9 protein-coding genes and 1 pseudogene are annotated in these 13,030 nt (G+C 31.5%); 2 read left to right on the top strand and 8 right to left on the bottom strand.

What is annotated here, in order from left to right; all coding sequences use genetic code 11:
* Positions 1–20: 20 nt before the first annotated feature.
* From CS937_RS15915 to CS937_RS15890, 6 genes are read right to left on the bottom strand one after another with little or no spacing between them, the layout of a single operon-like run.
* Positions 21–2,108: a CgeB family protein gene (locus CS937_RS15915; protein WP_176555860.1), complete on the bottom strand. Its 2,088-nt coding sequence runs from the start codon at positions 2,106–2,108 to the stop codon at positions 21–23.
* 48 nt (positions 2,109–2,156) lie between these two features.
* A complete protein-coding gene (locus CS937_RS15910) occupies positions 2,157–3,068 on the bottom strand; it encodes an ABC transporter ATP-binding protein (RefSeq protein WP_245835766.1) in 912 nt (303 codons plus the stop codon).
* Positions 3,069–3,088: 20 nt separating this feature from the next.
* Positions 3,089–3,910 carry an ABC transporter permease gene (locus CS937_RS15905; RefSeq protein ID WP_099160087.1) on the bottom strand — a complete coding sequence of 274 codons (822 nt, stop codon included), beginning with the start codon at positions 3,908–3,910 and terminating at the stop codon, positions 3,089–3,091.
* 29 nt (positions 3,911–3,939) lie between these two features.
* On the bottom strand, positions 3,940–5,196 hold the full coding sequence (locus CS937_RS15900; RefSeq protein WP_099159456.1) for a nucleotide sugar dehydrogenase: 1,257 nt from the start codon (positions 5,194–5,196) through the stop codon (positions 3,940–3,942).
* Between the two features lie 31 nt (positions 5,197–5,227).
* Positions 5,228–6,508 carry a glycosyltransferase gene (locus CS937_RS15895; RefSeq protein WP_099159455.1) on the bottom strand — a complete coding sequence of 427 codons (1,281 nt, stop codon included), beginning with the start codon at positions 6,506–6,508 and terminating at the stop codon, positions 5,228–5,230.
* Positions 6,509–6,527: 19 nt separating this feature from the next.
* On the bottom strand, positions 6,528–7,727 hold the full coding sequence (locus CS937_RS15890) for a glycosyltransferase family 4 protein (protein ID WP_099159454.1): 1,200 nt from the start codon (positions 7,725–7,727) through the stop codon (positions 6,528–6,530).
* Between the two features lie 524 nt (positions 7,728–8,251).
* Here CS937_RS15890 and CS937_RS15885 point away from each other — a divergent pair.
* The gene (locus CS937_RS15885; protein WP_099159453.1) at positions 8,252–8,971 is read left to right on the top strand and encodes a hypothetical protein; all 720 of its coding nucleotides are present in this window, start codon (positions 8,252–8,254) and stop codon (positions 8,969–8,971) included.
* Between the two features lie 104 nt (positions 8,972–9,075).
* Positions 9,076–10,314 (top strand): annotated as a pseudogene (locus CS937_RS15875) (IS256 family transposase).
* A 145-nt stretch (positions 10,315–10,459) separates the two neighbouring features.
* Here CS937_RS15875 and CS937_RS15870 read toward each other — a convergent pair.
* Together CS937_RS15870 and CS937_RS15865 are read right to left on the bottom strand one after the other, a co-directional pair.
* Positions 10,460–11,833: a polysaccharide pyruvyl transferase family protein gene (locus CS937_RS15870; protein ID WP_099159452.1), complete on the bottom strand. Its 1,374-nt coding sequence runs from the start codon at positions 11,831–11,833 to the stop codon at positions 10,460–10,462.
* 366 nt (positions 11,834–12,199) lie between these two features.
* The gene (locus CS937_RS15865; protein WP_099159451.1) at positions 12,200–12,946 is read right to left on the bottom strand and encodes a glycerophosphodiester phosphodiesterase; all 747 of its coding nucleotides are present in this window, start codon (positions 12,944–12,946) and stop codon (positions 12,200–12,202) included.
* Positions 12,947–13,030: the final 84 nt, after the last annotated feature.

Genomic DNA, 13,030 nt, shown 5'->3' with positions numbered 1-13,030 from the left:
GTATTAGCCCTTTATTTTACTTATATTGAATTTAACTTAATATTAAACTGATCATTACTATATATTTTTACACCGTATTGTTTAAAAAGGGTTTCAATCAACTCTTCTTCCCTAACTAATATATCTTCTAATGAATTCTTTTTTAAAATACCTGATTTGTACAAGGCAGTACCCTTTGCAACACTATCAACATATTCATATTCATTTTCATTGTATTTATAATCTAAATTGTTAAATAGTGATTTCTTTCCTACGATATCCGCTTCTGAGTACGTGCTTGCATGAATTAAATCTTCCAAATAATATTCCCCATATTGATTTTTTATATCCATAACAGTTACATATTCTGTTTTAATTAATTCTAATAATGAATTATATTTGAATGCATAATCCCGAATGTATGTGGAGATCTCATCATTATTATAATTATTTAATAGTTTTTCATATCCCTCGAACAAAGAAATTAAAAAAACAACCTTAACTTTTTTATATGATTGTGAATTAATTACACGCAATGCCTCTTGAAATTCATCTTTAGTATTAATAGAAAAAATTACTGAGACATTTTTTTCAACATCTTGATAGTTAATCTGTAATTTATCCAAAATAAATTTAAGACGATGAGAATATGTGTGATAACGGTATACTTCCCTAATCCCAGCCATTGCTAATTCGCGATAGCTTTTCTCATTTGTCATAAGTGTATTAATTCTATCCTTTAAATCTTGTGGGTTTTCAGATAACACTACAATATCCTTAAAAGTCTTTTTTATTCCAATAGAAAAGCTACTTATTATAGGTGTTCCACATGCTAATCCTTCAAATACCCTTCTAGAAAACATTGTGGGTGATTCTTTAACGCTATTAACATTTAATATTAATTTATAATCCTTATACGCTCTATTTATTTCACTATATTTTAAGGTACCAACTATATTATCTTTATAAATTTCTGGGAACATAAAATGGGAAGTACCAATTTTATTCCGTTCAAAATTTCTATCATAAATATCCAACCCAAACTCTTTGGCAATTTCTAACATTTGGTCCATATCTAGTCTTCTATCTGGATGGCGATTGGCATAATAAGAACCGGCAAAAGAAATCTTATTCTTTTTATTCTTAACAATTGATGTCGGATTATGCTCTTTTGGATTTGCCGCAAATTGCATAGAGTAAACTCTATTATGCTTTACAATTTCCTTATATTTGTATATCATATTTGCGTCAGTGGTTAAGATATAATCAAATAATGAACCAGCGTCTATAAACTTTTCAAAATGTATCGGATCCTCTTTATTCCAGAATACTGTTGGAATTTTATACCTGTTACACCAAGAAATTAGTTCTTTAAGTTTTCTATTTCTTTCATTATTGTTGTACTTACCTATTTGATACTCCCAGCTTCCAAAGTTCCCCCTCCAAGCTGACTCCACCATTAATAAATCAGGTTTATTAACGGATAACACTTTCTTCCAGTTATCGGGTGTAAACGTAATCAATGATATATCATTAGAAAAACTTTCCATTGAAAATTCATCAAATATACATGCCATTTTGATATCTTTAATTTTTTTAGAAACAAAAACATTTTTTTGGGAATGCTTTTTAGAGGAGATAAAGTTTTGAATTGCTTTAAAATTAGTTATACTTACTTCACCTTTACCTTGTATGCGAATAGCTATCCTTATACTTTTAGTTTTCGGGTGAATATTTACCTCGGACTCTTTATTTATAAAAAGTCTATTAGATTTAACTTTTTTTTCGTTAATTCCATATTCTATAATATAAATTGTTGCCTTCACATTATTGGGAACTTTCCCAGAAATCTTGAATAACGCATCCTTATTAAGTAATATTCTTTTCTCTTCTTTCGGACTATATACAAAATTTGTATTTTGTTCAAAAAGCGTTAAATAACTGACTTTATTATTCTTTGATTCGATTACCATATTATTATTTTCAATATGAATATTAATTTTACGTTTGTTATAGTACCAATTTTCAATTTTAAAGAACTCTTTTGATATATTAGGTAGTATATTTTTCACATCATTATCGTTAACTTTTTTAATCCTTTTAACCTTACTAAAAGCTTTTTGTAACATAAATATCAGGCCCTTATATTTTAATTTTAACATTTCTAATTTTGCTAGTTATATCCCTATTAGTACAAGTATACCCATTACCACGACTGGCACTATTACTAATATATTTTTTATTATTTCCTTTACATCTGTTCTTTTATTGTATTTTTTTAGACTCTTAAATTGGTCATTAATCCTCACTTGTTTTCCAAGCATTTCTTTCTTATGTTTCTTTTTATCTGTTTCATTAAGATTATTGAACCATTTTGTAAACTTTTGATAATTATCTACAGTTTTCGAAGCTTCACCGATATCCTTAACCATCCCGTAATGAAGCCAAATTACACGATCACAAAAACTTCTCATTTGACTAGCAGAATGGCTTATGAAGAAAATTGTTTTTCCTTCTTTTTTAAATTCCTCCATTTTCTGCAAGCACTTTTGGGTAAAGGTAGAATCTCCTACAGATAATGCTTCATCTATAACCAAGATATCGGGATTAGTATGAACGGAAATGGCAAAACCAAGTCTAGATTTCATTCCACTGGAATAATCCTTTACTGGTTGAAAAATATAATCACCTATATCAGCAAAATCTATTATGGAAGGTGTTGCCTTTTTAATTTGTTTCTTCGTTAAACCATGCATCATACACTTTAGTTCAATATTTTCAAAACCAGTCAGAGCACCATTTAATCCAGCAGATATTGCAATTAGCGAAGTTTCCCCATTTACATAAAGACTACCTTCTGTGGGTTGTATAACTCCTCCTAAAATATTTGACATTGTCGATTTACCAGAACCATTTAATCCGACAATACCTATTGTTTCCCCCTCGTAAACCTCAAATGAAATATCTTTTAAAGCCATAAATTCTTTGACTGGTTTTTTAGAAAGAGAAAACAAATTCAATATTTTTTCGGACTTTTTAGCATGAAGTTCAAACGTTTTAAAGACATTCTTAAAAATTACTTTAGTCATCATTTTAAAGCTCCTTGTTGTTACAAATAATCCATAAAATCTTTTCTGAATTTAATATGAATCTTTGCACCGAAATACAAAAGACACAATGTTAAAACCCAAAAATACCCAGTATAGACTAAATCTTGATAAAACCAAGCTCTTCCCAAAATTGAATCCCTGAATCCTTCAATTATATAAAATAGGGGATTAAGCCTCAGAAAGTTTTCAATCACTGCACCTACTTCGCTAAACTTTGCTGTAATTAGACTAGTATCCCATAATATTGGGGAAACATATAATAACATTCGCATAAAGGATTGAAGTGCCATCTGATAATCCCTAATTAGTGTTGAGATAGTAGAGCTTAATAAAGAAAAGGCGAATAAAAAAGCATATAAACATAATAAATAATACAATACTTGAATCACATATAATGAAGGTTCAACACCATATACCAAAGCAATTACAATCAATATAATTAACATAATAAAAAATTGAAAACTATTACTTACTATTCGTATACTAGGCAATAGGCTTACTGGAAAATTCATTTTGGATACAAGTCCTATTTTTTGATGAACACTATTAGAACCTTGTATTATTGATGGACTTATAAAAAACCATGGTATCAGACCGATTATTAACCATAAGAAGAAAGGAGTTCCGTTAACAGGCGCTCCTCCCCTAATTGTACCAAAAACAAACCAATAAATTGCCACCTGTATAGCAGGATTTAGAAACTGCCAAAAAGAACCTAAGTAATGTATTTGATACATACCTTTTAACTCAAAAGAAGCCATTCTAAAAATTAAATTTCGATGCTCTAATTGTTCCTTTAAAACCTGTTTTACTGAATTCAACATATTAAATTGCTTCCTTTATCTTAAAATTATATATACTCGTACAAATTTCCGAAATTAATATACTGAACCTCATCAGAATGTTCTTTCACAACGTTTTTCGTATCAAACACCTGTGCAACGTTCATCTTTCCAAAATAAGCACTAGTCATGTCTTTAAACTCACTATGATCACTTAAAACCAAAACTAAGTCAGAACTTGTTAATGCCTTTTCTAAATCCTTTTCAACAAAACCTAAATTTACGTGTGGATCATATGCCACAACCTCAAATTCTGGACGTGCGTTTAATTCTTCATAAATATCCATTGCAGGACTTTCTCTAATATCATCAACGTTACCTTTATAAGTTAAACCGAATACTGTAATCTTTTTACCATTATTTTTAGATAGAAGTTTCTCAGCAGCATCAATTACATAATCAGGCATTGACTTGTTGATTTGACGAGATAAATTAATCATTTTTGCTTGTTCTGGTGCTTTTGCAATGATGAAATACGGATCAACTGCCAAGCAGTGCCCTCCTACACCCGGTCCAGGTGTGTGTAAGTTAACACGTGGATGTTTGTTAGCCATATTAATTACTTCTAAAGCGTTAATATTTAACTCATTACATACTTTTGTTAATTCATTAGCTAAAGCAATGTTCACATCACGGAATGTATTTTCCATTAACTTGGACATCTCTGCTGTACGTGCATCCGTTTTAATGATTTCACCTTGTACAAACGTTTCGTATACTTCTGCACCTTTTTCCGTACAAATAGGTGTAACCCCACCAACTATACGGTTGTTATGAATTAATTCATGCAAAATTTGCCCAGGCAATACACGTTCTGGACAGTGAACTAAATAAATATCTTCTCCAATTACAAGCCCCGCTTCTTCTAGCCTTGGCTTCAAATGATCATCCATAGTTCGAGGTGCAATAGTGGATTCAACGATAACAATATTTCCTTTTTCTAAAAATGGAATAATATTTTCTGTAGCTTGTAATACATAATTCAAATCACAAGACTTATATTCATCATCATTATTTGGTGTCGGTACTGATATAATAAATGTATCCGCCTTTTCAGGTGTTAGGGATGCTCTAAATTTCCCATTTTCTATCACTTTTTCTAAGGCTTCCTGAAGACCTGGTTCCTCTATATGAATATGTCCGCTATTTAACATATCAACTGCTTCTTTTTTCACGTCTACTCCAACTACATCCACACCATAACTTGCGAACATAATTGATGTCGGCAATCCAATATAACCTAACCCTACTGTACAAAGTTTCAAAACTAATACCCTCTTTCTTAATATTTATAATCTAATATATCCGATAAACTTCGAGTAAATTTTTCTGCTCTATCTCCCAATTATACTTTTTTCGAGCAATTTTGCAATTAGCACTAAAGATTTCACGCTTCTCTGGATTTTCTAAAAGATAATTAACACCTTTGGCAATTTCATTTGGATCATGTGGGTCAATCGTAACGCCGACTCCACTTTCTTCGACTGCACGTTTGATTTCGGGAAAATCACATGCTACAACTGGAACTTCATTCATCATGTATTCAAATAGCTTATTCGAAGAAGCAGACCAGTGATTAAAGTTAATGTTATTTAAAACTTGAAATCCAAGGTAAGCGTTTTTCGTATATTTAGGCAATTCTCGGACGGGAACCTTTGGTAAAAAGCGGATTTTTTCTTCCAGCTTCCTATCTTTAACCATTTTTTGTAGCTTTTCTTTAATTTTTCCATCACCAATATATACTAATGTACCTTCATTGAATTTTGGAAAGGCATTAATCAGATTCTCTAATCCTCTACCTGCCTGAATCCCGCCTTGATAAAGTAAAATCTTTTCATTTTGCGGCAGGTTCAATATCTCATGTAGATTTACCTTTTCATCAGTCTGCTGGATTTCAAGGGATGGATAATTATGCAATACATGAGGGTAAAACCCATATAAATCCTCATTATATTTTGCACGTGTATCATTTTCGACAATCATGCTATCCATTCTTTTAATAAAAAAACCTTCAAACCTTTTGTACCAAGGACTATCATATCCTGTTCTACTAGTTTGTACTTCATGTGAATCATATATTAGTGGCTTTTTCCTAAATCTCCATTTTGAACTTACGTAGCCTTGTGGTAATGTATTCAAATCATTTGAATGATAAATATCATAATTTCCTTTATATCCCTTGACTATCATTCGTAAAATTAGTGCACCACGAATCCAAATAACCCTAACCTTTGTCTTTAGTAACAGACCTACTAAAATAGTTAATGGAATTATAACCCAGGGTAAAAGATACACAAGAAACCCCCATATAACTATCAATGGTAATAAAGGCCATCTTTTACCAACAGCAAAGCGATAAAAGCCTTGCAAAAATAACAATGTTGATGGATATCGTTTCATCCGATGCACACGAAAATGTTCATTTACTTCTTCATATTTTGAAATACTCGAATCATTCGGATCGTCTATACAAATCAACTCTACATCATAACCATTTTGTGATAATGATGTACACTCTCTTAAAACCCTTGCATCATTTGTAAAATGATTCCACACAAACATACCTACACGCTTCATTTGTCATTTCCCTCTTCATTCATGTAATGATTTCTGTTAATGTTGTTATATTTTTCTCCCATAAGAAGTCATCCTCGATTATTCTTGAACAATTAGTACTTAATCTGTTTAGTTCATCTGGATCTTCTCTCAAATCAATTATTTTATTTACCATGCCATTTACATCATGTTCACCAAAAACATAACCAGTTTGGTTTTTCTTGATAATTTCCGCTGCCGTCCCTTTAATTCCTGCAATAATTGGGGTTTTACATGTCATATAATCAATAATTTTACCTGGTAAAACCGTCGAAAACACTTTATCATCGTTTAAAAATGCGATTGCTACATCACTATTTTTTATTAAATTTAAGCTTTTCTTCCTAGTGGTTGGTTCGTGTATATATACATTGTATAATTTCTTTTCGTCTAGATAAGATATAAATTCATTGGTTTTTATTCCGTATCCTAATACATCAAACCGAATTTCTTTTTCGTTTAATAGACTAGCTATCTGCTTAAGACGATTAATATCTTGGGCTAATCCGATATTTCCTGCATATACTACCCGGAATTCTTGTTCTGTTTTGTTTTTTTGATCCACTAGTTCGTTTATTCTTGGGCCATTTGGTAGATAGACTATAGGTGTAGTCTTATGTTTTAATCTACTCTTAATATGTGTTTCAAATCCTTTACTATTAATTATAATAAAATCCGCGAGTCGGTACATTCTTTTTTCTAAGTAACGAAAAAGGTTTAAAATTAATTTAAAATCGAACGTTCTAACTCCCGATAAACTATCTGGCCAAAGATCCCTCACCTCTAATATGAGCTTCGATTTAAAAAGCCTTTTGCCGACCAAAGCTGAAAATACAATAAAAATAGGTGGTGTTGAAACTAGGATATAATCATATTTATTTTTTCTCATTTTAAAAACCATCGTTAAAAAACGACACATAATTTCAATATAAAAAAATAACCTACTAAGAATTTGGTTCGAGAATCTTTTCTTTTTAATTGGAACACGGATAATTTTTGTAGTATCTTCATTTAACGTTTCATCGTCCCAAAATTCATTATTGTTATACATATTTTTATTAGGGTACGCTGGTTCAGTAGTTAAAACATCTGTGTCTATTTTGTTTTCATTTAATAGTTGAAAGATATTTTTCATCCGATTTCCCGCGCTACCAATAACGGGGTAAAAATTTTGAGTCATTATTAATACTTTCTTAGTCATTTGTAACGCTCCTAATATGTGCAAATGAATACCTAGTACATTTTATCACAAATATTTATTTTACGATAAAAAATGATTACTAGCAATGAAGATTTTACATAAAGTTTGAGAATTGTTTACGTTTAATTAATTTACGTGAGTGTTTTATTACTGAAATCACTTCCCTGAAAATAATACGATATTGTAGCTATTCAATGGAAATATGACCATAATATGATTGTCCTAACAACTTGATATCCAACATTAATTTAAATGGATATCAAGTTTCATAACTGTTTGAAAAGTAAAAAATAGTTTTCTGAATACCCCTTACACTACGGCGATTTATATAACCGTACCTTCTCCATCATATAGAATGCCTATCCTTATTAACTTACTTTTAATTAATAATTGGTTTATTTTTTCAAAAGAAAACAGGCATGTTGTTACAAAAATAAAATATAATTGTAACAAATTTGAAACTTTTCAATAAACTAATACGTCTAAATGTTAACGATAAAAATAAAAAAGAAAGGTGGATCAATATGAAATATATATTAACTGTATCTATAGTGTTTTTATTATTGATATCAGGCTGTGGTACTACTAAAGAAACTAGCACTCAAAAGGCACAAAGTAATCAACAACATGGAAAAAAACTAGTAAACCTTGACAATAAAAAAATAGCAGAAATGTTTTTAGATTTAGATACCCCTACTAAAGAAGAAGCTAATAATATTGATGTTAATACTAACAAAGGAGGAAATACTTCTAATTCTGAATATGATTTGGAAAGTGAAACTAAAAATAAAACTGAAGAAAAAGAAAATATAAACGAAGAGCAAAATGTAGTTAATGATGATGTTTTTTTAAAACTAGTCCATGAATACAATCATATCTTTGATCGAATTGTATCCGATGTCGACTACAACAAGTTTTACGAACAATATATTGGCTATAGGTTTAAAACAATTAAGACAAAAAAAGAGTTATACAATAAGTTTTCCGATATTATGACTAAACAAGTAGCCCATAATTATTGGGATGATTTCATTAATGAAGGCAAAGGTAGTTTATATTTAATTCCAAAGGATGGTCATCCAAAATTGAATATGGATGATTCCTATTCTATCGAAAAGATCAATAATTCAAAGTATAAACTAACCAATAAGCATAATAGTGATTTACATGGAAAATTTGATATTATACTTACTTTTACAAAACATAAAGATATATGGAAGATTAGTGATATTTCTTATTATTAGGGAGTGTAATATTAACTGTGTAAGTAAGAAATGCGTACGGTTTCTTACTCACACAGTTTTTTATTTGGTAGAATAATAACTATAAAGCTAAAGGAGTGTTTTAAATGGGCAAACCTAAAAGAGATCCCAACTCCATAGAATTAGCTAACAAAATTATTGAACAGTATCAACCAAAGTCTGTAGAGGATATGCAAGATGCATTATAGGTCATATTTGGACCTATGTTTGAATCGATGTTAAAAGGTGAAATGAATCATCATTTGGGCTATAAATCCAACGATAAGGGGGAAAAAGAAACAAACAATAGACGGAACGGGTACGGAAACAAGAAAGTCAAAACAACAGCTGGCGAAGTGGATATTGCTGTACCTCGTGATCGTGACGGTTCATTTGAACCAGAGCTTATTCCAAAGCGTAAAAGAGATGTTTCTGCCATCGAGGATAAAGTCATCTCCATGTATGCAAGAGGAATGTCTCAGCGAGATATTTCATCCACAATAGAAGATATCTATGGATTCTCCGTGTCTCACGAAATGATATCCGATATTACGGATACTGTGCTTCCTGATTTAGAAGAGTGGCAAAGTCGCCCTTTAAGCAACTGTTATCCTTTTGTGTTCGTAGATTGCCTTTATACGACCGTACGTAACGACTACGAAACAAAGAAATACGCTGTTTATACCATGTTAGGCTATACCATGGAAGGAAAGAAAGACATTCTTGGTTTATGGTTAAATGAAACGGAAAGTAAGCATAAATGGATGCAAATCTTTGATGAAATCAAAGCTCGTGGTGTAGAAGATATTTTCTTTATTTCAATGGATGGAGTAAGTGGATTGGAAGATGGAGCTCGTGCTATTTTCCCCCAAGTAATCGTGCAACGCTGTATCGTTCATCTCATTCGAAATTCAATTAAGTACGTACCGAGTAAAGACTATAAACCTTTCACGGCTGCCTTAAAAAGGGTGTATCGTGCACCAAGTCTTAAGGCTTGTCATAGTGCATTTGAAAGCTTTCAACAACAATGGTCTGCCTATCCAGGAGCTATTGATGTTTGGAAACGGAACTTCTCCCATGTGGAACAACTATTTGATTATGGAAGTGCCATACGCAAAATCATGTACACTACAAATGCGGTAGAAAGCATACATTCCAGCTTTAGAAAAGTGACTAAAAAAGGAGCATTCCCAAATGAGAACGCTCTTCTAAAAGTATTATATTTACGAACGAAAGAACTTGAAAACAAATGGGAAGGCGGCCATATTCACCAATGGGCAATGGTGATGAACCAGCTATTAATCCATGATCATCTTAATGAACGTGTGTTGAAGTATTTAGAATAACTTACACACTTTTCTTGACAAGCCCTATTATTATCCAAAATAAGTATAAAGGGAGTCTGGAACTCCCCCAGGCGGAGGGAAAGTGGGTTTTCGCCTCCTCCTTTATTTTTAATGTAGCAGAAATTTCATCCCTTAATTTTACTTTTTACTTTACTCTAAACATATTTGCTGTTTTCAAAGCCATCCTTACAGACTTCCTATTCAAAGTACCTTGAAGTTTTTTTATTGTTTTATCTTTTTCAGCTAATTTATTCTTCTGATTCTTTTTAGCCTTAGCTTCTTTTTCTTCAATTAATGGATAATATTTTTCCCATCGTTCCACCATTTCTTCTAAACTACATCCACTGACTGGATATATAGGCGAAAGAAGTTCAATTTCTGATAACTTATCTTCTAATGGTATTCTTTCAGGCGTATGATTATTTTTATAGATGTGATCTAAGTTATTCTTATTTAAGAAGTTTATAAAGTGATCAAAATTCTTAGCTTGATTTTTTTCTGGCAGTTTAAAATCACTTTTTTCTATTAAATCAGTAAGTGTAGTTTCATCCGTAATTTCATTCGCTGGAACATGTGTTAAGTTATGATATTCTGCTAATTCTCTCATTCGAGCATCCTTAGGAATTAAAATACTAGGTGTTCCAGCAATTGTTGCGGTAATATTACCATGCAGCCTAGCCCCAAAGCTCAAATCCGCTTGTCTTAAAAAGTCCAACCAAGTAGGTACATTTAAAAAGAAACGTACCCTATTATTCATATATATCGGATCTGACATTTTTACTGGATAATTATCACTGGACTTTGCTACAGAAGGTGATCCAGCATAAATAAGTATCATCTCTTTCATCCACTGTGGAATAAAATAATGATTCGGAAATTCTTCTGTGCTTCTTGTAATAAAATCTAAGACATTTTTAGGTGAAAGCTTGGATGAGTTTACACAAACCACTGAATCTTTTGTTATATTGGTTTCTCGAATATTTAATTCCCTGCCAAACGTATACATGGAAGGACATCCAATTACAGTATGATCTATACCTTCACGAAAACCTAAGCCAGATAAATATTTAGATGTAATCTCACCTCTGAGTCCAATCATGTTAGATTTTTCTAATACTGCACTAACAAACGCTTTTACATCTTCGTCAAAGGGAAATCCTTCGTTTAATTTTGGTTCAAATGGAGCACGCAAACCAACACCAATTACCACTACCGGAATTTTAAGTTTTTTTATTAACTTAGTGTATTTACGTAAAGACGGAGCAAATTGTTTACGAAAAGCATCAGCTAATGGAATTATGTAACAATCATATTTTTCATTGATTTCATCTGCCATTTTAGGATCATAATTATAATAGTCTGGAGTAATAGTAGTTTCTTCCGTCATTAATGTACGGAAGACACTGTATGCATATACCAAATTGCCAACATTTCCTCCAATAGAATTATTAACAATCATATGCGGTGCGTCAAAAGTATCTAGTGGTGAAATGCCTGATCTTATTAGGATATTTTTCATAAATAAAATTTCCCCTTTCATATTCTTTATATAGACATTATTAAACTAAATTTTTTCTCCAATTTTTAATTGTAGATTCTTAATTAAAGTCTTAATATTTAAAAAACATGATAACCATAATACAAAAGGTTACGCAAGTCAAATGTTACAGTAAATAGCATCTTTTCGGAACGTGTATTTTTTACCATTTACTAAAATAAGCTGTGGCAAAAGTTTAACTACTTTTACCACAGCTTATTTTCCACTGTTCACTTATAAACCCTAATATATTTTTCTTCAGGACGTACTTTAATGGCAATCAAGATTAATACAGGAATAATAAAAAAGCCTTTCTTCAGTCCTCTTTTAGACTTGGTAAAATTACTGCTATGACAACTGTTCATAATCATATAAATATTCCCCCGCCGCCCTTATAGACGGCGAAGAAAACAATTTATATTTTTCTAATTCATCCGTCGTAATTAATAAAGAAGGATATTGCTGTAAATATTTCATTTGTTTTAATGAATTTACTGTCCAGACAACAAGCTGAACGTCAGCTTCTTCATATCTTTTTATATACTCCTCATTTAACCCATTATAGTTAACTGCAATATGCGTGGCGTCTAGTTTATCAATTAGCCGGAAATCCGAGCGTTTTAACTTATTTACGAGTGGACCAATTTCTATTTCCTTTGAAATGTTGCGTAGTCTAGCTAGTGAACGATGATCAAACGAAATGACGTATACCTGGTTTAACATGCCCACTTTACGTATAACGTCATATAGTTTTTCTTCAATTCCCTTGTACAGCTTCGGATGCTTTAACTCAATCGAAACAATAATACAATCCTTGGCTAGGATAAGCACTTCTTCTAAGGTTGGTATTCTTTCTTCATCATTAATGACAAACTGTTGCAATTCTTTTAACGTATAATCCCGTATTTCGCCGCTTCCATTTGTCATTCGATCAATCGTATGGTCGTGCATAACAACTGGAACGCCATCTTTACTGAGATGAACATCAAGTTCCATATGTGAATATCCTAAATCAATTGCTGCTTGAAAAGAAGACAATGTATTTTCTGGATACATTGCTGAATATCCTCTGTGAGCTACACCTCGTATATTCATTTCCATTCCCCTTTCAATCTAGACATATTGGAGACTATGCAACACTTGAAAATTACCCTGCAACTATAGTATAAAATTGTTTTA

This window comes from Virgibacillus ndiopensis (assembly GCF_900187325.1).
Taxonomy (GTDB): Bacteria; Bacillota; Bacilli; order Bacillales; family Amphibacillaceae; genus Virgibacillus_E; species Virgibacillus_E ndiopensis.
The sequence above is the reverse complement of the archived record's forward strand: the minus strand, read 5'-3'. Positions and strand labels throughout refer to the sequence as shown.

Excerpts from the sequence above, each read along its gene's own strand:
- CS937_RS15915 (WP_176555860.1), bottom strand. The coding sequence starts at position 2,108 with ATGTTACAAAAAGCTTTTAGTAAGGTTAAAAGGATTAAAAAAGTTAAC.
- CS937_RS15910 (WP_245835766.1), bottom strand. The coding sequence starts at position 3,068 with ATGACTAAAGTAATTTTTAAGAATGTCTTTAAAACGTTTGAACTTCAT.
- CS937_RS15895 (WP_099159455.1), bottom strand. The coding sequence starts at position 6,508 with ATGAAGCGTGTAGGTATGTTTGTGTGGAATCATTTTACAAATGATGCA.
- CS937_RS15890 (WP_099159454.1), bottom strand. The coding sequence starts at position 7,727 with ATGACTAAGAAAGTATTAATAATGACTCAAAATTTTTACCCCGTTATT.
- CS937_RS15885 (WP_099159453.1), top strand. The coding sequence starts at position 8,252 with ATGAAATATATATTAACTGTATCTATAGTGTTTTTATTATTGATATCA.
- CS937_RS15870 (WP_099159452.1), bottom strand. The coding sequence starts at position 11,833 with ATGAAAAATATCCTAATAAGATCAGGCATTTCACCACTAGATACTTTT.
- CS937_RS15865 (WP_099159451.1), bottom strand. The coding sequence starts at position 12,946 with ATGAATATACGAGGTGTAGCTCACAGAGGATATTCAGCAATGTATCCA.